Genomic DNA, 21,358 nt, shown 5'->3' with positions numbered 1-21,358 from the left:
GCCATCCCTGCCCCCGCACCCCTCCTGATACGAGCCCCTCCATGAGTTTTGATTTCGACACGATCCACCCCCGCCTCGGCACCGGCAGCACCAAGTGGAACCGCTACCCGGCCGATGTGCTGCCAATGTGGATCGCCGACATGGACATCGCCGCGCCGCCGGCCATTCTGCAAGCCCTGCACGAGCGCCTGGACCAGCAGATCCTCGGCTACAGCGTGGCCGGCCCGGATGTGCGCGAAGCCATCGTCGCCGACCTGTGGGCCAAGTACGCCTGGCGCGTGCAACCTGAGGAATTGCTGTTCCTGCCCGGCGTCGAGCCCGGCTTCAACATGGCGCTGCACGCCTTTGTACAACCGGGCCAGCCGGTGGTGCTGCAAACGCCCAACTACCGGCCGATTCGCCTGGCGCCGGGGCACTGGAACCTGCCGCGCATCGAAGTCCCATTCGAATTGATCGACGGTGAATACATCACGCCAATGGCCGCCATGCGCGAAGCCTTGACCGGCGCCGGCGCCCTGCTGTTGAGCAACCCGCACAACCCGATGGGCAAGGTCTTCCCCCGTGAAGAACTGCTGGCCGTGGCCACGGCCTGCCTGGACAACGGCGCGCTGATCATCAGCGACGAAATCCACGCAGAGCTGTGCTTCGACGGCCGCCGCCACATCCCCACCGCCAGCCTCAGCCCCGAGATTGCCCAGCGCACCATCACCCTGATGTCGGCGAGCAAGGCCTATAACGTGGCAGGCTTGAAGACCTGTTTTGCGGTGATCCAGAACACCGAGATTCGCGAGCGTTTCAACCACGCCCGTTGCGGCATGGTCGACAGCGTCAGCCCCCTGGGCCTGGAAGCCACCCGCGCCGCCTACAGCCAGTGCGGCGAATGGCTGGAAGCGTTGAAACAGTACCTGCAAGCCAACCGCGATTACCTGCTCGACGCTGTGCAAACGCGCTTGCCGGGTGTGGTGATGCATGCCCCCCAAGGCACCTTCCTCGCCTGGCTCGATTGCAGCGCCCTGGGCCTGGATGACCCACAGCAATTTTTCCTCGAACAGGCCAAGGTCGGGTTGAGCGCAGGGATCGAATTCGGTGATGACAGCCAGCAGTTCGTGCGCCTGAACTTCGGTTGCCCACGGGTGATGCTGGAGGAAGGCTTGCAGCGTATGGAGCGCAGTTTGCGCAACCGCTGAAACGCGCAAAAAAATGGCCCCCGCTGCAATGGCGGGGGCTAGGGTCTACAGCTTGGCGATAGACACTTCGGTGGACTTCACAAAGGCAATCACTTCGCTGCCCACTTTCAATTCCAGGTCGCGCACCGAGCGGGTGGTGATCACCGACGTCACGATGCCGGACGCGGTTTGCACGTCGATCTCCGACACCACTTCGCCCAGCAGGATTTCCTTGATCACGCCCTTGAACTGGTTGCGCACGTTGATCGCTTTAATAGTCATGTCGGCTTTCCTTTTGGTTGTTGGGTCAATCCGCACGAATGCGCAGGCCCTCAAAGTGCGCTATCGGTAGAGACATTAAAAGGAATATATAACTCTTTATTTATTCGATATGGGTATATAAAAACTGTTGTGGTGAGCGGGCAAGCTCGCTTTCAGCTGAGTGTGACCCAATACCGCGTGCGCGCCTGCACCTCAAAGCCCAGGGTCGAGGCCAGCAGGTTGAGGATGCGATCAGTGTCGTCCAGGCGAAAACTGCCGGTCACCCGCAACGCTTCAAGCCGAGGCTCCCAGCGCAACACACCCGGACGATAGCGCTCCAATTCCCGCAGAAAATCCCCCAACGCCTGGTTCTGCGCGGTCAGCACACCGTCGCGCCAACCGAGTTGCAACACATCAAACGGCGCCCAGGCGCCAAGTCCACTGGCCTTGAGCGGCGCTTGCTGGCCTGCCTGCAAGGTCGCCGTCTGGCCGTTCAGGTCGCGCACCTGCACCATGCCCTTGAGCACCGACACCAGACAACCGGACGCCAGTTGCCGAACACAAAGTTCAGCCTGGCTGAGCCGGAGTTCACCGTAGCGGGTGTGCACGGTCATCGCCGCCGTGCCCGGCACCGTCAGCGCCAGTTCACCGTCGACCAGACTGATGCGGCGCTGCGCCAGGTCTACGTCTACTGCCGTGGCGGTATTGAGCTGCAGGCTGGCACCGTCGGCCAACGGCAGGCGTTTTCGCTCGCCGGTGGCGGTATGCAGGTCGGCCCGCCAAGTGTCGATGGGCAACTGGCGGCTGATCAGCCAAGCCGTCGGCAGCAGCGCCGCCACGCCCAATGCGCGCTTGAGCACCGCACGCCGGCCCGGTTGCGGGCGGTCGAGGCTGGCCATCGCCAGTGCCTGGGGCAAACCGCTGAAGCGTTGACGCAGGGATTGGGCTTTCTGCCAGGTCTGTTCATGTTGCGGATGGCTGTCGCGCCAGTGCTGCAGCGCGGCGTGATCACGCTCGGTGGCCGCGCCGGACTCCAGCAGCGCCAGCCACTGGGCGGCAGCACGGGCGACGTCGCGGCTCACAGTTCCACCAGCAGGCAATGTTCGTAGGCCTGGGCCATGTAACGCTTGACCGTGCGCTCGGACACGTCCAGCCGTTCGGCAATCTCGCGGTACCCGAGGCCCTCCAGTTGGCTCCACAAAAAGGCGCGGCGAACCAGCACGGGCAAGCCATCGAGCAATTCATCCAGGGCTTGCAGGGTTTCCAGCATCAGCCAGCGCTGTTCGGGGGACGGCACACAGGCTTCGGGCAAGCTGGCCAGGGCGTTCATATACGCCTGTTCCAGGCTGCGACGCTGATGAAAATTCACCAACAGGCGCTTACCCACCGTCACTAGATACGCCCGCGGCTCCTGCATCTGTGCAATCGGCTGGGCACTGGCCAGTACGCGCAGGAACGTATCCTGGCTCAGGTCCGCCGCATCCCAGGCATTGCCCAGGCGCCGGCGCAGCCAGCTTTCCAGCCAACTGCGATGGTCACGGTACAAGCTTGACAGCGTCAGTTCAGGGGCATGCGTCGGGACAACAGCATCATTCATGGCAAGCAACCTGCACGGCGCGAGTGAGTCTCAAATGAGATTCATTCTATTTAATATCCTGCCGCGACACCATGCCCTTTTCAACATTGCGTTTAGAGCATCGCCGCTTTCTGTCGCAGCAAATCCATAAACAGCCCCAATTCCCGGCTCACCCCCTCGCCCTTGCGCAGCAACATGCCGAACGGTGCCAGGCGCACATCCAGGGCCACCGGCAGCGCCACCACCAGGCCCATCTTCAGGTAATCGCGCAGGGCACTTTCCGACAGCACCATCACTGCGTCGGTCAGTTGGATCAACTGCTGCATGGAGTACACCGAGCTGCATTCGATAATGTCCGCCGGGCTCGGCAGTGCCAGGTCCTGCAAAGCCTGGTCGAAGCCGATGCGCGCCGGGCTGGTTTGCGGTTGCAGGATCCATGGCCAGTCGCGCACCAGTTCCGCCAGGTCCAGGTGTTTACGTTGCGCCAGCCGGTGCCAGGCATGCACGACCACCAGCATTCGCTCGTTGCCCAGAGGCTCGAAACTGTAGTGCTCGCTGTCGGTGGCGGCGTTGCGCCGGGTGATGGCCAGGTCGATGCGGCCCTGTTCGAGCAGTTGGATCACTTGGTCGCTGGTGTCGCCCATGATGCGGATGCGCAGTTGCGGGTTGAGCGCTTTGATCTGCGCGATGGCGTCCATCACCAGGTCCGGCGCGGCGCCCATGATGGTGCCGATGGACAAGTAGCCGTAGCCGCCCTGCTGGCGCGCCATCAAGTCCTCGGCGCAACGGTCCAGGCCGCTGAGGGCCGACTCGGCGAAGCGGATCAGCTCCTGGCCCAGCGCCGTAGGCCGCATGCCCCGTGGCAAGCGTTCGAACAGGTCGCAACCGAACATGTCCTCGATCTCGCGCAACATGCGTGTGGCCGCAGGTTGTGACATGTTCAGGGCCTGGGAGGCACGGTGCAGGTTCTGGCTGGAACTGAGCGCCACCAGCATGTGCAGATGCTTGTAGCGCAGGCGATTGAACAGGCTGCGGGAGATGACGGGACTACTCATGAATTCCTCATTATCGATACCCTGAGGGTATCACTTGTAAGCTAGATTCGATTTGTAGCGCATTGCTCGGTCGCCGTACAGTCCGTCCCATAAGAACAAAACAACGGACTCCATCATGAAAACCCTGCCCGCGCCCCTGCTCGCCAAGATTTCCTGGCGGCTGCTGCCCTTCCTGCTGTTGATGTACATCATGGCGTTTCTCGACCGCGCCAATGTCGGGTTCGCCAAACAAGCCTTCCAGGCCGACACCGGCTTGAGCGATGCCGCGTTTGCCTTCGGCGCCGGTGTGTTCTTTGTCGGATACGCGCTGCTGGAAGTGCCGAGCAACCTGATCCTGCACCGTGTCGGCGCCCGCCTGTGGATGTGCCGCATCATGGTCAGTTGGGGCCTGATTTCGGCGGCGATGGTGTTTGCCCACAACGAAACCAGTTTTTACCTGCTGCGTTTCTTGCTCGGTGTGGCCGAAGCCGGCTTCTTCCCCGGCGTGATCCTCTACCTCACTTACTGGTTCCCCCAGGCCGTACGCGGCAAGGCCATGGGTTTCTTCTACTTTGGTGCGCCCCTGGCATTTATCTTCGGCAGCCCGCTGTCCGGTTTGCTGCTGGAGATGGACGGCTTCGCTGGCATCCATGGCTGGCAGTGGCTGTTCGCGGTGGAAGGCCTGATGGCCACCGCCGTGGGCATCTGGGCCTACTGGTACCTGGACAACCGTCCCGCCGATGCCAAGTGGCTGAACGCGGATGAGCGCGAGCACATCCAGACCTTGCTGGATGCAGAAGACCAACACAAAACCTCCCACGGCCGCAGCCTGCTTAACGTGCTGTGCCAGCCATCGGTGCTGTACCTGTGCCTGGTGTATTTGCTGATCCAGGCCAGCGTCTACGGCGTGGTGTTTTACCTGCCGACCCAAGTGGGCGACCTGCTCGGCACCAAGGTCGGCTTGATGGTCGGGCTGGTCTCGGCGATTCCGTGGATCTGCGCGCTGTTTGCTGCGTGGTGGATTCCCGGTTATTCCGACCGCACCGGCGAGCGCCGCCGCACCGCCTGCCTGACGTTATTGATGGCCGCTGCCGGCATCGCCTGCTCGGTGACCTTCACCAACCCGTTGCTGGGCATGCTCGCCCTGTGTTTTGCCGCCTCGGGTTTTATCGCGGTGCAGCCGGTGTTCTGGACCTTTCCGTCGAGCTACCTGGCGGGCAGCGCTGCGGCAGCGGGCATTGCGCTGATCAACTCCTTCGGTGCCCTCGGCGGCTTTATCGCACCGGTCATCAAGCACTGGGCCGAAGGCGCCTTCCATTCCCCGGCAGCCGGTTTGTACCTGCTGTCCGCCACTACGGTACTGGCTGCGTTGCTGGTACTGGGCATCCATTCACCCGGCCGCACTGCATCGAACACGCCGGCCACTGTTTAACGCCAGGAGTCTTACCATGGGTCATCTCACCATCAAACACGTGCGCGCCTTTGTATTGCGAGGCGGCGGCGCCGATTACCACGATCAGGCCGACGGCCACTGGATCGACGATCACATCTGCACACCCATGAGCAAATACCCCGAGTACCGCCAGAGCCGTCGCAGTTTCGGCATCAACGTGCTCGGCACGCTGGTGGTGGAGATCGAAGCCAGCGACGGCACCGTCGGGTTTGCTGTGACCACCGGCGGCGAACCGGCGGCGTATATCGTCGAAAAGCACCTGGCGCGCTTTATTGAAGGTGCCCGCGTCACCGATATCGAAAAGATCTGGGACCAGATGTACCAGTCCACCCTCTACTACGGCCGCAAAGGCTTGGTGATCAACACCATTTCCGGCGTCGACCTGGCGCTGTGGGACTTGCTCGGCAAGATCCGCCAGGAGCCGGTGCACCAACTGCTCGGCGGTGCGGTGCGTGACGAATTGCAGTTCTACGCCACCGGCGCCCGCCCGGACCTGGCCCAGAAGATGGGCTTTATCGGCGGCAAGATGCCCCTGCACCACGGCCCCAGCGAAGGCGAAGAAGGCCTGCGCAAAAACCTCAAACAATTGGCCGACATGCGCGAGCGGGTCGGCCCGGACTTCTGGCTGATGCTCGATTGCTGGATGAGCCTGGACCTCAACTACGCCACCAAACTGGCGATCGGCGCCCATGAACACGGGCTCAAGTGGATCGAAGAAGCCCTGAGCCCGGACGATTACTGGGGCTACGCGGCCCTGCGCAACAACGTGCCCAAGGGCATGCTGGTGACCACTGGCGAACACGAAGCCACCCGCTGGGGTTTCCGCATGCTGCTGGAAATGGGCTGCTGCGACATTATCCAGCCGGATGTCGGCTGGTGCGGTGGCCTCACTGAATTGGTGAAAATTTCGGCCCTGGCCGACGCCCACAACGCGATGGTCGTGCCCCACGGCTCGTCGGTGTACAGCTACCACTTTGTCGCCACGCGGCAAAACAGCCCGTTCGCCGAATTCCTGATGATGGCGCCGAAGGCCGATGAAGTGGTGCCGATGTTCCACCCGCAACTGCTCGGCGAACCGGTGCCAATCAATGGCCGCATGCGCCTGTCGGTGCTCGACAAGCCCGGCTTCGGCGTTGACCTGAACCCGGATTGCCAACTGCACCGTCCGTATAACCGCTAAGGAACCTGCCATGAACATGCCCCGCAATGGCTTCAAGGCCGCCCTGGCGCACGACGCCACCCAGTACGGCATCTGGGCCGGTTTCGCCACCGGCTACGCCGCCGAGATCGTCGCAGGCCTGGGTTACGACTGGATGCTGATCGACGGCGAACACGCGCCCAACACCGTGCCCAGCGTACTCAACCAATTGCAGACAGTGGCGCCCTACGCCACCGCGCCGGTGGTGCGTGCGGTGAATGGCGACGCCAGCCTGATCAAGCAACTGCTCGACGTCGGCGCCCAGACGCTGATGATCCCTATGGTCGAAACCGCCGAACAGGCCCAGGCCCTGGTGCGCGCCATGCGTTACCCGCCCCACGGCATCCGCGGCGTCGGCGGCGGTTTGACCCGCGCCACCCGCTGGGATGGTGTGGCGAACTACCTGCAAACCGCCCACGAAGAGCTGTGCCTGATCGTGCAGGTAGAGTCGCGCCTGGGCGTGGAAAACGTCGCGGCGATTGCCGCTGTCGAAGGCGTGGATGCGGTATTTATCGGCCCCGCCGACTTGTCCATCGGCCTCGGCCACGCCGGCAACCCCGGCCACCCCGAGGTGCAGGAGCGCATCCGGCACGCGGTGGACGCCACCCTCGCCGCCGGCAAGGTCTGCGGCATCCTGGCGCCCAACGAAGACGACGCACGCCGCTACCAGGCCTGGGGTTGCCGCTTTATCGCCGTGGCCATCGACATCAGCCTGCTGCGCCAGAGCGCCCTGGCCACCCTCGCCCGCTATCGCCCGGTTACCGACGCGAAAGCGCCGTCGCGCACTTACTAAGGAGCTGCCCATGTCATCCGTTCCCGTGTACCAGAACTTTATCAATGGCCGCTTCGTCTCCAGCGAAGCCCATCTCGATGTGCTCAACCCGGCCACCGGCGCCTTGCTGTCCAAGGTGCCCGCCTCAACCGGCGCTGACGTCGACCAGGCCCTCGCCGCTGCACGGGGTGCGCAAAAAGAGTGGGCGCGCAAACCGGCCATCGAACGCGCCGGGCACCTGCGCCGTATCGCCGCCAAGCTGCGGGAAAACGTCGCGCACCTGGCCCGCACCATCACCCTGGAACAGGGCAAGGTCAGCGGGCTGGCCGAAGTTGAAGTGAATTTCACCGCCGACTACCTCGACTACATGGCCGAATGGGCGCGCCGCATCGAAGGCGAGATCATCACCAGCGACCGGCCCAACGAAAACATCTTCCTGTTCCGCAAACCCTTGGGCGTAGTGGCGGGCATCCTTCCGTGGAATTTCCCGTTCTTTTTGATCGCACGCAAAATGGCCCCGGCGCTGCTCACCGGCAACACCATCGTGATCAAGCCCAGTGAAGAAACCCCGAACAACTGCTTTGAATTCGCCAAACTGGTGGCCGAGACCGACCTGCCCGCCGGCGTGTTCAATGTGGTCTGCGGTGATGGCCAGGTCGGCGGTGCACTCACCGCTCACAAAGGCGTGGACATGATCAGCTTCACCGGCAGCGTTGCCACTGGCTCACGCATCATGGCCGCCGCCGCGCCGAACATTACCAAACTCAACCTGGAGCTGGGCGGCAAGGCGCCGGCCATTGTGCTGGCGGATGCCGACCTGGACCTGGCCGTCAAAGCCATCCGCGACTCGCGCATTATCAACACCGGGCAAGTGTGCAACTGCGCCGAGCGGGTGTATGTGGAGCGCAAGGTCGCGGATCAGTTTATCGAGCGCATCAGCGCGGCCATGTCGGCCACGCGCTACGGTGATCCGCTGGCCATGGCCGATGCGGAAATGGGCCCGCTGATCAACCGCCAGGGCCTGGACAACGTCAATCGCAAGGTGCGCACCGCGTTGAGCCAGGGCGCCACGCTGGTCAGCGGCGGGCAGATCGCTGACCTTGGCGCGGGCTTTCACTTCCAGCCGACGGTTTTGGCGGGCTGCCGCGCCGACATGGAGATCATGCGCGAAGAGATCTTCGGCCCGGTGCTGCCGATCCAGATCGTCGACGACCTCGACGAAGCCATCGCCCTGGCCAATGACTGTGACTACGGCCTGACCTCGTCGATCTACACCCGTGACCTGGGCAAGGCCATGCACGCGGTGCGCGAGATCGACTTTGGCGAAACCTACGTCAACCGCGAAAACTTCGAGGCCATGCAGGGTTTCCATGCTGGCGTGCGTAAGTCCGGGATCGGCGGTGCCGATGGTAAGCACGGCCTCTACGAATACACCCATACCCATGTGGTGTACCTGCAGAGCTGAGGTGGTGAAATGGGCCGGTGCGCGGTAGCGTGCTGGCCGTTCCTGACAGAGTCCCACAAGGATTGCGCAATGCCCCAGACGCTCTATACCGGCCCTATCATCGATAGTCATCTGCACCTGTTCGATCCGCGTCGCCCCCAGGGCATCCCGTGGCCCGAGCCGGGCAACCGCTTGTATGCCGCGCATTTACCCCGCGATTACTGGACCGTCGCCAGCTCGCACAATGTGGTCGGCGCCATCGCGGTGGAAGCCAGCCCATGGCGCGACGACAACCGCTGGATCCTCGAAACCCTGCGCAGCGACCCGCGCATGCTCGGGTTTGTCGGCAACCTGGACCCGCTGCACGCCGACTTCGCCGCCGACCTCGCTGCACTGGTGCAAGAGCCACTGTTCCTCGGCCTGCGCTACGGCAACCTGTGGGACCGCGACCTGCTGCTGGATCAGACGCGCCCCGGTTTTATCAACGGCCTGCGCCAACTGGCCGCCAGCGGGCGCAGCCTGGACAGTGCCAACCCGAACCCGCGTTTGATCAAGGGATTGTTGAAGCTCAGCGATGCACTGCCCGAGCTGCGCATCATCGTCGACCATTTGCCCAATGCCCAAGTGCCGGCCGGTGAAGAGGCCGCTTATCACGCCGACCTGCTGCGCCTGGCGGAGCGGCCGAATGTATTCGCCAAACTCGCGGAAATCCCCCAGGTCGGCCCGCACGGCCTGATCGTCGACACCGCGTTCTACAACGACCGGTTGGCGGTGTTGTGGGAAGCGTTTGGCGACGAGCGCTGTTTCTTCGGCAGCGACTGGCCCAACAGCGATCACCTGGCGGATTTCGCCACCACGCTGGGGCTCGTAAAAAGCTGTTTGGCGCACAAACCCGAAGCCGTGCAGGCGCAGTTTTTCCTGCACAACGCAGTGCGAATCTACACCCCGACCCATGGAGCGCAGTGATGCAGACCCGTGCCTTTCGCATGAACCTCAACCCCGGGCAGGCCGATGAATATCGCCGGCGTCACGACGAGATCTGGCCCGAACTGGCCCAAGCGTTGTTGGACGCAGGTGTGGTGGACTATCGGATTTTCCTCGACGAACCGGCCAACGCGCTGTTCGCCGTGCTGACCCATGAAGACGCCCACGGCCTGGACGAACTGCCCGGCACCGCACTGATGCAACGCTGGTGGAGCTACATGCAGGACATCATGCCCAGCCATGCGGACGCCTCGCCGGCCAGCGTCGATTTGCTGCCCATGTTCCACCTGTCCCGGCCCTGAACCCACCGATGCACAACAACAATAAAAAGGATTCGACTACGTGGAAATCATTCTCCTTGGTGTGATTCTGCACTTTATCGGCGGCTTCGCCTCCGGCAGTTTCTACATCCCCTACAAGAAGGTCCGCGGCTGGGCCTGGGAAAGTTATTGGATCACCGGCGGCCTGGTGTCCTGGCTGATCGTGCCGTTGATCGCGGCGCAACTGACGGTGCCGGGCTGGGTAGACATCCTGCGCAACGCCGACACCAGCACCCTGCTGTGGACCTATCTGTTCGGCGTGTTGTGGGGCATCGGCGGGCTGACCTTCGGCTTGACCATGCGCTACCTCGGGCTGTCCCTGGGCATGTCGCTGATCATGGGCCTGACCTCGGCCCTCGGCGCGCTGATGCCGGCGCTGTACCGCGACCTGTTCACCGATGCCACCGAAGGCACCCTGACTTCGATGCTGGCCTCTCAGGGCGGGCACTGGGTGTTGTGGGGCGTGGCGGTGTCGCTGGTGGGTATAGCGGTGTGCGGCAAGGCTGGGCTGATCAAGGAACGGGAAGTGTCCGAGGCGGTGAAGTTCGCCAGTGTCAGCGAGTTTTCCCTGGGCAAGGGCATGCTGGTGGCGGTGATTTCCGGGGTGCTCAGTGCGTGTTTCAGCTACGGCATTTCTGCCGGCCGCCCGCTGGCCGCTGCGGCTGTGGAGCACGGCGCCAACAGCCTGTTCCAGAACAACGTGACCTTTATGGTGATCATGTGGGGCGGGCTGACCACCAACGGCATCTGGTGCCTGTGGCTGAACTGGCGCAACCGCAGCTTCCATAACTATTTCGATCGCAGCACGCCATTGCTGGGCAATTACCTGTTGGTGGCCATCGCCGGCACGCTGTGGTTTCTGCAATTCTTTTTCTACGGCATGGGCGAAAGCCGCCTGCAGAACGACGCCAGTTCGTGGGTGCTGCACATGTCATTCATCATCATCGTGTCCAACTGCTGGGGCCTGTATTTCCGCGAATGGCACGGCACCAGCGCCGCGAACAAGGGCGTGCTGGTGGCCGGTATCGCAGTGATCCTCGGCGCCATCGCCATGGTCGGTTACGGTAATTACCTCGGCTGACGCCGCCTATTTTTGAAGGAGTGTTTTTATGTTGCTTGCAGACAAAACCGTGATCATCACCGGCGCCTCCCGTGGCATCGGCCGCGCCGCCGCCCGTGAATGTGCACGCCAGGGCGCCCGCGTGGTGATCGGCCACAGTGGCAGCGGCCAGGGCACCGAGGCGGCGTATTCGCTGATCGAAGAGATCAAGGCGTTTGGCGGTGCGGCCATCGAAGTGGGTGGCGATGCCGCCGACCCGGACACCGGCGACAAGCTGGTGGCTGGCGCGGTGAAGGCGTTCGGCAGCGTCGACGTGTTCGTCAACAACGCCGGGATCTGCCCGTTCCACTCGTTCCTCGACATGCCGCGCGAGGTCTACCTGAAAACCGTCAACACCAACCTCAACGGCGCCTACTTCGCCGTGCAGGCGGCGGCCAACCAGATGAAAAACCAGGGCCGTGGCGGCGCGATCATCGCGGTCAGCTCCATCAGCGCGCTGGTGGGCGGCGGCATGCAAACCCACTACACGCCAACCAAGGCCGGGCTGCATTCGTTGATGCAGTCCTGCGCCATTGCACTGGGGCCCTATGGCATTCGTTGCAACTCGGTACTGCCGGGGACCATCGCCACCGACATCAACAAGGACGACCTGGCCGACGAAGAAAAACTCGCCTACATGACCTCGCGTACGCCGTTGGGGCGGTTGGGTGAGCCGGATGATGTGGCTGGGCCGATTGTGTTCCTGGCTTCGGATATGGCGCGCTACGTCACCGGCGCTTCGTTGCTCGTCGATGGCGGCCTTTACGTAAACCTGCAGTAACCCCCGCTCTCCCTCAAACATCACAGCCCTCTCCCACAGGGGATCTCTGTGTGCCTGTGCGGTCTGTCAAAGACCGCGCTTGCGCAGCCACTGTAGAAAGCCCTTCTTGACCGGCACCACGGGCGCGTCCTGGGTCAGGGCCTGGGCCGCGTGCAAGCGGAAGTCCAGCAGGGTTTTCATGGCGTCGGCGATGTCGTGTCGTGCGTCCAGGCACGGCGTCAGGTATTCCTTTTCAATGCGGTACAGGGTGCAGAACGTCTTGGCGGTGAAGTCCGCCAACGCGGCCTGATCGGTCAAAATCCCCGCTTCGCCGATGACCTCTCCAGGGCCCATGCGCCCGGCCTCGAAGGTATGGCCGCCCTTGATCAGCATCACCGACACCACACCCGACTCCACGATAAACAAATGATCGCTGACCTCCCCCGCCGGCAAAATCATCTCGCCGGAGCGGTAACTGTGCAGGGTCATGTTCTGGCTGAAGGTGTCTTTTTCCTCCTGGCGCAGGGTCGAGAAAATCGAAGAACTGTCCAGCAACGCCCGTGCTCGGGAAGTTGGCACCGGGGTCGCGCTTTCGCCAGGAGACAGCAGGCTCACACCCGCCGCTTGCAGGTGCCGGAACGCCAGGTCGTAGAGTTGGTTGCGCACTTCGCGCTTGAGGGGCATGGCCGGCACGAAGCCGCTGATTTCATACTCCACGCCACCGCTCGCGGAAGTCTTGAACGCCACACTCGGCGCGGGCTTGGCCAACAACGGCCGGCACCCCTGCATGGCACGCTCCAGCGCTTCGATCACCGTTTGCGGGCGCGCATGGGGGCTGACCTGCAAGCTGACTGCCAGGCCGAACATGTCCGCCGGGCGCGAGAAGTTGATGATCTTGGCCTTCGCCGCCAGGGAGTTGGGAATCACCGCCATGCTGCCCTGGGAGGTTTGCAGGCGCGTGGCGCGCCAGTCGATATCGGTGACCCGGCCTTCGGTGCCGTCGATGGAAATCCAGTCATCCAGTTGATAGGGCTTGGTGGTGTTGAGCACGATCCCGGAAAACACATCGCTCAACGTGCTTTGCAACGCCAGGCCGACAATGATCGCCACCGCGCCGGACGTCGCAAGCACGCCTTTGACTGGCAAGTCGAGCACGTAGGCCAGCGCCGCGATGATCGCAATCAGGAAAATCACCGCGCCCATCAAATCCTGCAACAACCGCCCGGTATGCCCGACCCGCTGCATCATCAACGCCCCGAGCAACACCGTCAGCGTACGCGCAGCGAACAACCACCAACCAATCTGCAACGCCGTGGCAGCCATGTGCAACGCGGTGTTGTCGGCATAGGGCGCGACGAGCATGGGATTCATGCCGTCGTTGAACAGCACGGCACTGAAGACAGCGAAGATCACCAACCGCGCCGCGAGCTTCCAATTGGCGAGGTTGGCGGAGATAAGCCGCCACACGGCGATGTCGATGAGGATCAGCGCCAGGGCGCAGAGCATCGGGTGATCGGAGATAAATGAGGGCATCCAGGCGACTCCAGGGCGAATGACGGGAAGATCGCATGAAATGGGGGTGGCGGGTATAGGGCGCGAAAAAAAACTCAAGCCCCCCAAACTCCCTTCCCCTTTCTGCAAAAAAGCACAGGAAAAGAACTACATACTTTTGGGAAGTGAGGGGTTTGATGTAGACCCAATCCGGCAAGAAGCTGACAACGGATGACCGACAGGTAGCACTGACATGCAGAAAACACAGCAAGAAAGTCGCCAGACTTCTGCGTTAGCGATTATTTTATCTGCGCTGGCGAATGTTCTATTAGGGGCGTCGTCTGTTTACTGGAGAGCGCTTAACGACGTTTCGTCCCTCACGTTGGTTGCCTACAGAGTTTCGCTATCCACTTTAATTCTCGCTTTTTTGATTTTCACTTTTCGGCGATACAATCAAATAGAACGATACACGCTAAAGCTGATTCGGCTGCACTGCATCGCGTCGCTGCTTATCGCTATCAACTGGGGCGTTTTCATCTGGTCATCCATTAACGGATACATTCTGGAGAGCGGTCTCGGCTACCTGCTGGCGCCTATCATTTCAGTGACGCTGGGAACAATGATTTATCGCGAGCGAGTAAGCACGGGAAAAGCGCTGTTTGCTTTTCTCGTATTTGGTTTGGTTGCCCTTCTCATGGTGCTGATCGACAACTTTAATCACGGGACATCTATATTGATTGCACTAACATGGGGACTCTACACGTACCTCAAGAAATCTACCTCTTTGGACGCGGCAAACGGATTATTCATAGAAACGCTTTTTCTAACAAGCTGCTTGATGCCCGCTATTTTTTTACTTGACTTGCCCATCACTCAACTCAGTGAATTGGGTACATTATCGAGCAATCTGATTTGGCTGGCAGGTGCGATATCAATCTTACCTTTGCTCATGTTTTCCTACTCCACCGGCAAAATCCCTCTATCCCTAACGGGTTTTTTACAATTCCTGCTCCCCCTCACACTGATAGCAATTGCGTTGGTTTCCCCCTGAAGACGAAGCCCCATACATAAAGCCCACCGCAAAAACAATCTCGCCGTGGGCAATGCCACACTTCGTCAGGCGTGCATCCGCCCAAATTTACCCGACTGAAAATCCGCAAACGCCTGGTGAATTTCCTGCTCTGTATTCATCACAAAAGGACCATGGCCGACGATAGGCTCGTCAATCGGCTCGCCGCTGAGCAGCAGCACCATGGCGTTGTCATTGGCCTCCAGGACCAGTTGCGTGCCATCGCGCTCGAACAGTGCCAATTGGCCTTGGCGCGCAACTTCCTCGCCATTGACCAGCACGGTGCCGCGCAGGATTACCAGAGCGGTGTTGCGCCCGGTGTGCAGGTCCACGGTCACTGGTTGGCCGGCGTTGAGGCGCAGGTCCCATACGTCGATCGGTGTGAAGGTCCGTGCGGGGCCTTGAGTGCCCGCGAATGCACCGGCGATCAGGCGCAGGTGCCCGGCGTCATTGGCCAGCGGCAGCACGGGGATGTCGCCGTCGACGATGGTCTGGTAACCGGCGTCGGCCATTTTGTCCTTGGCGGGCAAGTTGACCCACAGTTGCACCATCTCCAGCGCGCCGCCTTTGCGGGCAAACGCTTCGGAGTGGAACTCCTCGTGGAGAATGCCTTTTGCGGCGGTCATCCATTGCACATCGCCTGGGCCGATGGTGCCACCGGCGCCGGTGGAATCTCGGTGCTCGACTTCGCCGTCGTAGACGATGGTCACGGTTTCAAACCCTCGATGAGGGTGTTGGCCGACGCCGCGACGTTGTTCGGTAGGGGTAAATTCGGCCGGGCCGGCGTGGTCCAGCAGCAGGAATGGGCTGATGTGTTTGCCCAGGTTGTCGTAGGAAAACAGTGTGCGCACCGGGAAACCGTCGCCGACCCAATGGGCGCGAGGGCTGGTGTAGATGCCGATGAGTTTTTTCATGGTGATCCTCCAAAGTGCATACACCTTAAAACCGATAGCAATTGAGCGCTAGGCGGCTAAAACACCCTAGAGCGTCCTACTGGTAGAACGGCATACCCGCAACTCGCCATAAAAACAGCGTTAATGATAATGACTCGTAGTAATATCCGCCCTCTCCCGCTCAACCTTCCGAGGGCTGCAATGCCGTTTGCCCCTGCGCCTGTCGCACCGCGCGTGCTGGTGGTGGATGACCACCGCAAAATCCGCGAACCCTTGGCCACTTATCTGCGTCGACACACCTTCGACGTGCGCACCGCCGAGGACGCGGCCGGCATGTGGCAATTGCTCAAGACCCAGGCGTTCGACGTGGTGGTGCTCGACGTGCTGCTGCCCGACGGTGATGGTTTCGAGCTGTGCAACCAACTGCATCGACGCAGCAATACCCCCGTGATTCTGTTGACCGCACGCGATACCGCCGCCGACCGCATCCGAGGCCTGGACCTGGGCGCGGACGACTACGTGACCAAGCCCTTCGAACCCCGCGAACTGGTGGCACGCATCAACAGCGTGCTGCGCCGCCAAGGCCGCAACATCGGGCCCGCCGCGCCCGGCAGTGGCGCCCGCGCCTATCGGTTTGCCGGCTGGCAGTTCAGCGTGGCCAACGCCACCTTGCAGCGCGAGGCCTGCCCGGCGATCCAGCTCAGTACAGCGGAGAGCCGACTGTTGCAGGTGTTCCTGACCCACCCCAACACCTTGCTGCCCCGCGAACGCTTGATCGACCTCACCGCCGCTGCCGACAGCGACGTGAGCGACCGCGCCATCGACCGCCAGGTCAGCCGCCTGCGCCGCAAACTGGCCCAGGGCGATGCCGCGCCGGACCTGCTGCGCACGATCTGGGGCGGCGGCTATCTGTTGGCGGCCGAGGTCAATGAATGTACGCCCTGAACCGGCTGTGGCCGCGCACCCTGGCGCGGCAATTGAGCCTGTTGTTATTGCTCGCATTGCTCGCCTCCAACGCTATCGCGATGTTGTTTCTGCAGCGCACCGGCAGCCTGATCCACCCGCTGTCACGCAGTTTCAGCCTGGAGCGCCTGGGAATTGCGCACCACACGGCAATCGACCTGACCTCAACGGAAACCGAACACCTGCTGGCCGGAATGAGCCATGACGACACGCGCTTCTGGATCGCCCCCACGCCGGAAGTGGCGCTATTTGAGCTGCGCCCGGAAGAACAGCGGCTGGCCAACGAACTGCGCCGCCACTTGCAACTGGACGACACGACCACCATCGGCATGCAGTTGGAACGCATCAGCGGCGCCGACGCCCGCACCCACGTATTCAGCCCCGCCGGTTGGGCACCGTTGCGCCTGCGCACCAGCGTGCCGCTGCCCAATGGCAACTACCTCAATGCCGTGCAATACCCCGCCGGCGCCTATGAATGGGGCCGCGTGCTGGCCTACAGCCTGCCGGTGACGACGCTGCCGGTGCTGCTGATCGTGATGTTTTTCATCGCCCGCGTGGTGCGCCCGATCAAGACGTTGGCCCAGGCCACGGAGCGCGTCAGCCGGGGTGAATGGATCGCGCCTCTGCCGGAACGCGGCCCGCAGGAAGCCCGCGACCTTACGGCCGCTTTCAACACCATGCAGGCCAATCTTGCCCGGCATGTCGAAGGCCGCACGCGGATGCTTGCGGCGGTCAGCCACGACCTGAATACGCCGATCACTGAACTGCGCCTGCAAGTTGAATTGCTGGAGCCCGGCGACGTCCGGGACGACATGCTCGAAAGCCTTGCGGAGCTGAGTGCAATGGTGCGAGAAACCCTGAGTTTCGTGCGCGATGATGCAGTGCAGGAAGCGACCGCCACGCTATCGTTGAGCAGCCTGCTGGATGACCTGGCCAAGCGTTATCAGCGCCTGCGGCAACCCGTCAGTTGGGCCGGTGCGCCGCCCCTTATGCTGACGTGCCGCGCCCTGGCGCTCAAACGCGCCTTGACCAACCTGATCGACAACGCCCTGCACCATGCCGGCGATGCCCACCTGAGCCTGATCCGGGAAGACAACGGCTGGCTGCGCATCGAGATTCTCGACCACGGCCAAGGCCTGCCCGAGGACTGGCTGGATAAAGTCTTCGAACCCTTTGTGCAACGCGGCGTCAGCGACGGCGGTGTGGGGTTGGGCCTGGCGATTGCTCGGTCGTGCATCCAGGCCCATGGCGGCGAACTGGTGTTGCAGAATCGCCCACCGGCAGGCCTGTGCGCGGTGGTGCGATTGCCCGCAGCACTTTAGAAGTTGTACGTGGCGCCCATCCACAAGGTGCGGCCATAGTTCACCGTGCCGTAGGTTTCATCGTCCAGCCGCTTGTCGGTGAGGTTGTTGAGGGAGGCGTTCAGGGTCAAGGCATCGTTTACATCGTAGGAGCCGCCAAGGTCAGCCGTGGTGTAGCCCGGCGCAGGTTCGTCGGTAATGGTGTTGCCGGTTTCTTCGCCGTAGTAACTCAGCGACGCCCACGCCTGGGTGCGGTCGTTGATGCTCCACTCGGTGCGCAGATTGGCTTTTTGCTCCGGTGTGAGGGCCAGCGGCGCACCTTTGTTAGCACCGCTTTTCTGCTCGGAATCGGTGTAGGTGTAGTTGGCCTTGAGCAGCACGCTCGGGCTGATATCCCATTGGCCGTTGAGTTCCACGCCCTGGATGATCGCCTTGTCGACGTTGACCCGTTCCATGATGGTGTAGCCGTTCCAGCGCCGATCGGTGGTGACGGTGGAGAGCTTGTCCTGGAAATCGTTGTAGAACAGCGTCACGCCGCCCGACAGGTCATCGCGGTTGCTCCACAGTGCGGAGACTTCGTAATTGGTGCTGGTTTCGGGCTTGAGATCGGGGTTGCCGAACATCACGAAGCGGTTGCGGCGCAAGTAAGCGTAATCCTCGACCACGGCGCGCAGTTCCGGCGCCTTGAAGCCACGGGCGATACCGCCCTTGAGCGTCCACTGGTCGGTGGCGCGCCACACGCCGTAGACCCGCGGGCTTAGATGCGCGCCGTACTCTTCGTGTTCATCCAGGCGCAGGCCGGTGGTCAAGGCAAAGCGGTCGGTGACTGACCATTCGTTTTCGGCGAACAGGGCTTTTTGCACCACCGAGAATTTATAGTCGACGCGGTCACCCAGGCCCTGGTTCCAGTCCGTCAGCTCGCTTTCATTCCATTGCACGCCGACGGTGCTGACATTATGGGCGGTGGGCACCACCAGCTTGGCGTCGAACACGGTGTTCTTGATCTCGGGTTTACGCCCGTAGATATCGGTTTGAGCCGGGGTGGCCTTGCCCTCGCGGGTCGAGGTTTCCTGGGACAGGGCAATGTCCGAAGTTGCCCAGCCCCAGCGGCCCTGGTGAGACAGGGACCAATGATCGCGGTTGTTTTCCTGCTCACGGGTGGCCCAGTTGGCGCTCATCCCGTCGCCATTCTTCAGGCGCGTGGCGCCAGCTTCCAGCAGGATGTCGTGATCAATGGTCGGGGTGAAGGCCAGGCGCGCGGTGAGGTCGCGGTGGTCGGCCTGGCTGAAGCCGTTGGTCTGTTCGATGTCATCGTCGGCCTGGCGGTCGAGGTAACGGCCCCACACCTGCAAGCCGAGGAAATCCTCCTTGAGCGGACCGCTGAGGTAGAACTGGGTCTGGCGCGCATTGCCCTGGTCGCTGTGCTGGCGGGCCGAGTAGTCGTAGCCGATGGAGCCGCCCCAGGTCGGCGAGACCTTGCGCGTGATCACGTTGATCACCCCGCCGATGGCATCCGAGCCGTACAGCGACGACATCGGCCCGCGCACCACTTCGATCCGCTCGATGGCGGCGGCAGGCGGCACGAAGCTCTGCTCGTAGCCACTGTTGCCATTGACCCGCGACTCCCTCGCGCTCTGGCGTTTGCCGTCGACCATGATCAGGGTGTAATCGGCGGGCATGCCACGGATGGAGATGTCGGTTTCATTCGCCCCGCCGTTGACCGTCACGCCTTCCACATCCCGCACCGCATCGCCCAGGTCGCGGTAGGACTTACGGCGCAGTGCCTCGCCGTCGATCACCGTAACCGAGGCCGGCGCGTCTTCCACGCTTTGGGCATAACCGGCAGCCGTCACCACCACATCGTTGAGTTCCAGGGCAACGGGTTCGTCGGCATGGGCGCTGAAACTGCCGGCAACCAGCATGGCCAGGGGCGTAAAGCGAAAAGCAGCAAGCATGGGCGTGGACCTTAGGATTGGACTCAAAAGAGAATCGTAATCATCCAGCCCCGAATAACTTGGACAAAGTGTGACAACTGGTGCGGATTTCAGGGAGTTCCGTTTCGCCTATGTGGGAGGGGGCTTGCCCCCGATAGCTATAGGTATCTACACAACTCTTAAAAGTTGACACATAACTCTGTGGTGAGCGGGCTTGCCCCGGTACAAACCATGCGACCGGGTTCTGTCTGATACTGCGCGGTGTTTTTATTGGGGCGGCTTCGCCACCCAGCGCGGGGCAAGCCCGCTCACCACAGAATCCCGCTCACCACAGAAGCGTGTTTGCCATAGATTCAGCATCCACTGGAAGTTGTGTAGATACCCGTGCCCCAATAGCGGTCGTTCAGCCTCGCCAAAACTAGGCATCTCCCACAAGCACCGGCGCCACACGCCGCTCACGCAATACGTGAAACGCCACAAACGCCATCACCGCAAACCCCGCCTGGATCATGATCATCGGTGTAGCGCTGCCATCGCGCAGTTGACTCAGCAGCACGCCACTGCACGTGGCGCCGAACATTTGCGCAAAGCCCATCAACCCAGCCGCCAACCCGGCGCGGTGCGCGTTGGGCATCACCCCGCCCGTGACCGAGCCGGGCAACACCAGGCCGCCGCCGAGCGTGGCCAGGGCAATCGGAATATCCAGCCCCAACACCGACAACCCAAACAGGCCATAAATCACCGCCGCCGACACCCCACCGAGCGCTACCAGCGTCACCCCCATCGACACAATCCGCTGCGGCCCCAGGCGCAGGATATTGCGCCGGGTATAGGTGGAACCGACGATCAGCATCGACACGATCACGCCAAAATTGATGCCGTACTCCAGGCTGCTAAAGCCCAGCAAGTTGATAAACACCGCCGATGAACCGGCAATCACCGCGAACATCGCGCCATAGGTGCATGCCAACGCCACGGCGAATGCACGGTATGGGCGGCCCTTGAGCAAATCCAGATACTGGCCGCCCAGCGTGCGCCAATGGCCGGCCTTCGGGTCCAGGTATGCGTTGCTTTCACGAAAGAACAGCATCGCCAGCAACAACACCACACTGCCGATCACCAGTGCCAGCAAGATCGGCGCATGCCAGCCCAACAATTTGATCAGCAGACCGCCAACCATCGGCGCAACAACAATGGCGTAGAGCATGCCGATCATGGTCAGCGCCAGGGCCGGCCCCGCTTCGGCTTTCCATACATCGCGCACCACCGTGCGCGCCAACACCAGCGCTGCGCAGGCGCCAAGCCCTTGCAGCACGCGGGCGGCGATAAATTGATGCATGTCGCTGACCAGCAGCATCGACAAGGTCGCCAGCACATACAGCAGCAACCCGCCGATCAACACCGGACGCCGACCAATGCGGTCCGACAAGGGCCCAAACACCAATTGCCCCAGGCCAAACGCCGCCACGAAGGCAGACAGCGCCATCAATGCCGAGCCCGGCGGTGCGACCAGCGCCTGCTCGATGGCGCCGAGGCCGGGAATGATCAATTGGGTCGAGACTTCGCCGAGTGCCGTAAGGGCAACCAGTAGCAAGAGCAGGCTTCGCGACGGAACCGGGGCATTCGACATGGGGATTATC

Annotated in this window: 20 protein-coding genes; 12 read left to right on the top strand and 8 right to left on the bottom strand. The window is 62.1% G+C overall.

Annotated elements, in window-relative coordinates; translation table 11 throughout:
* Positions 1-41 precede the first annotated feature (41 nt).
* Positions 42-1,187, top strand: coding sequence for a MalY/PatB family protein (locus NDJ82_RS07300; RefSeq protein ID WP_250925205.1), 1,146 nt, complete (start codon positions 42-44; stop codon positions 1,185-1,187).
* 45 nt (positions 1,188-1,232) lie between these two features.
* On the opposite strand, the gene NDJ82_RS07295 is transcribed toward NDJ82_RS07300, so the two are convergent.
* From NDJ82_RS07295 to NDJ82_RS07280, 4 genes are all read right to left on the bottom strand, one after another.
* Positions 1,233-1,448 (bottom strand): TOBE domain-containing protein, encoded by a 216-nt coding sequence (locus NDJ82_RS07295; RefSeq protein WP_003173733.1) that lies wholly within the window; start codon positions 1,446-1,448, stop codon positions 1,233-1,235.
* Positions 1,449-1,600: 152 nt separating this feature from the next.
* Positions 1,601-2,509 (bottom strand): FecR domain-containing protein, encoded by a 909-nt coding sequence (locus tag NDJ82_RS07290; RefSeq protein ID WP_099583139.1) that lies wholly within the window; start codon positions 2,507-2,509, stop codon positions 1,601-1,603.
* On the bottom strand, positions 2,506-3,024 hold the full coding sequence (locus tag NDJ82_RS07285) for a sigma-70 family RNA polymerase sigma factor (protein WP_099583140.1): 519 nt from the start codon (positions 3,022-3,024) through the stop codon (positions 2,506-2,508). The genes NDJ82_RS07290 and NDJ82_RS07285 overlap by 4 nt, the downstream gene beginning before the upstream one ends.
* A 92-nt stretch (positions 3,025-3,116) precedes the next feature.
* Positions 3,117-4,058 carry a LysR family transcriptional regulator gene (locus NDJ82_RS07280; RefSeq protein ID WP_250925204.1) on the bottom strand — a complete coding sequence of 314 codons (942 nt, stop codon included), beginning with the start codon at positions 4,056-4,058 and terminating at the stop codon, positions 3,117-3,119.
* Positions 4,059-4,173: 115 nt separating this feature from the next.
* Here NDJ82_RS07280 and NDJ82_RS07275 point away from each other — a divergent pair, with 115 nt between their 5' ends.
* The 8 genes from NDJ82_RS07275 (at position 4,174) to lra1 (ending at position 12,088) form a co-directional block, all read left to right on the top strand.
* Positions 4,174-5,469 (top strand): MFS transporter, encoded by a 1,296-nt coding sequence (locus NDJ82_RS07275; RefSeq protein WP_250925203.1) that lies wholly within the window; start codon positions 4,174-4,176, stop codon positions 5,467-5,469.
* Positions 5,470-5,485: 16 nt separating this feature from the next.
* On the top strand, positions 5,486-6,670 hold the full coding sequence (rhmD, locus tag NDJ82_RS07270) for an L-rhamnonate dehydratase (protein WP_158878308.1): 1,185 nt from the start codon (positions 5,486-5,488) through the stop codon (positions 6,668-6,670).
* A gap of 10 nt (positions 6,671-6,680) precedes the next feature.
* Positions 6,681-7,481 (top strand): aldolase/citrate lyase family protein, encoded by an 801-nt coding sequence (locus NDJ82_RS07265; RefSeq protein WP_112195438.1) that lies wholly within the window; start codon positions 6,681-6,683, stop codon positions 7,479-7,481.
* A gap of 10 nt (positions 7,482-7,491) precedes the next feature.
* Positions 7,492-8,925, top strand: coding sequence for an aldehyde dehydrogenase (aldA, locus tag NDJ82_RS07260; RefSeq protein WP_112195440.1), 1,434 nt, complete (start codon positions 7,492-7,494; stop codon positions 8,923-8,925).
* A 69-nt stretch (positions 8,926-8,994) separates the two neighbouring features.
* Positions 8,995-9,870: an amidohydrolase family protein gene (locus NDJ82_RS07255; RefSeq protein ID WP_158878311.1), complete on the top strand. Its 876-nt coding sequence runs from the start codon at positions 8,995-8,997 to the stop codon at positions 9,868-9,870.
* Positions 9,870-10,190, top strand: a complete 321-nt coding sequence (rhaM, locus tag NDJ82_RS07250; protein WP_250925202.1) for an L-rhamnose mutarotase — start codon at positions 9,870-9,872, stop codon at positions 10,188-10,190. The genes NDJ82_RS07255 and rhaM overlap by 1 nt, the downstream gene beginning before the upstream one ends.
* 40 nt (positions 10,191-10,230) lie before the next feature.
* Positions 10,231-11,289: an L-rhamnose/proton symporter RhaT gene (gene rhaT / locus NDJ82_RS07245; RefSeq protein WP_099583148.1), complete on the top strand. Its 1,059-nt coding sequence runs from the start codon at positions 10,231-10,233 to the stop codon at positions 11,287-11,289.
* Positions 11,290-11,317: 28 nt separating this feature from the next.
* Complete coding sequence (lra1, locus tag NDJ82_RS07240; protein WP_122307856.1) at positions 11,318-12,088, top strand: L-rhamnose 1-dehydrogenase Lra1; 771 nt, start codon at positions 11,318-11,320, stop codon at positions 12,086-12,088.
* Positions 12,089-12,154: 66 nt separating this feature from the next.
* Here the strand turns inward: lra1 and NDJ82_RS07235 are convergent, their stop codons facing one another.
* Positions 12,155-13,600: a mechanosensitive ion channel family protein gene (locus NDJ82_RS07235; RefSeq protein ID WP_191948042.1), complete on the bottom strand. Its 1,446-nt coding sequence runs from the start codon at positions 13,598-13,600 to the stop codon at positions 12,155-12,157.
* A gap of 211 nt (positions 13,601-13,811) precedes the next feature.
* On the opposite strand from NDJ82_RS07235, the gene NDJ82_RS07230 reads away from it, so the two are divergent.
* Positions 13,812-14,609, top strand: coding sequence for an EamA family transporter (locus NDJ82_RS07230; RefSeq protein ID WP_250925201.1), 798 nt, complete (start codon positions 13,812-13,814; stop codon positions 14,607-14,609).
* A gap of 65 nt (positions 14,610-14,674) precedes the next feature.
* On the opposite strand, the gene NDJ82_RS07225 is transcribed toward NDJ82_RS07230, so the two are convergent.
* Positions 14,675-15,541 (bottom strand): pirin family protein, encoded by an 867-nt coding sequence (locus NDJ82_RS07225; protein ID WP_250925200.1) that lies wholly within the window; start codon positions 15,539-15,541, stop codon positions 14,675-14,677.
* A gap of 180 nt (positions 15,542-15,721) precedes the next feature.
* Here NDJ82_RS07225 and NDJ82_RS07220 point away from each other — a divergent pair, with 180 nt between their 5' ends.
* Both NDJ82_RS07220 and NDJ82_RS07215 read left to right on the top strand, forming a co-directional pair.
* Positions 15,722-16,465 carry a response regulator gene (locus NDJ82_RS07220; protein ID WP_191958371.1) on the top strand — a complete coding sequence of 248 codons (744 nt, stop codon included), beginning with the start codon at positions 15,722-15,724 and terminating at the stop codon, positions 16,463-16,465.
* A gap of 20 nt (positions 16,466-16,485) precedes the next feature.
* On the top strand, positions 16,486-17,805 hold the full coding sequence (locus NDJ82_RS07215) for an ATP-binding protein (protein WP_178075313.1): 1,320 nt from the start codon (positions 16,486-16,488) through the stop codon (positions 17,803-17,805).
* Here NDJ82_RS07215 and NDJ82_RS07210 read toward each other — a convergent pair.
* Both NDJ82_RS07210 and NDJ82_RS07205 read right to left on the bottom strand, forming a co-directional pair.
* Positions 17,802-19,739 (bottom strand): TonB-dependent receptor domain-containing protein, encoded by a 1,938-nt coding sequence (locus NDJ82_RS07210; protein WP_250925199.1) that lies wholly within the window; start codon positions 19,737-19,739, stop codon positions 17,802-17,804. The genes NDJ82_RS07215 and NDJ82_RS07210 overlap by 4 nt on opposite strands.
* Positions 19,740-20,136: 397 nt before the next feature.
* Positions 20,137-21,348 (bottom strand): MFS transporter, encoded by a 1,212-nt coding sequence (locus tag NDJ82_RS07205; RefSeq protein ID WP_250925198.1) that lies wholly within the window; start codon positions 21,346-21,348, stop codon positions 20,137-20,139.
* Positions 21,349-21,358: the final 10 nt, after the last annotated feature.

The organism is Pseudomonas sp. SR18, from assembly GCF_023701505.1.
Taxonomy (GTDB): domain Bacteria; phylum Pseudomonadota; class Gammaproteobacteria; order Pseudomonadales; family Pseudomonadaceae; genus Aquipseudomonas; species Aquipseudomonas cyclaminis.
Note: the sequence above shows the minus strand (reverse complement) of the source record. Positions and strands in the feature narration are given on the sequence as shown.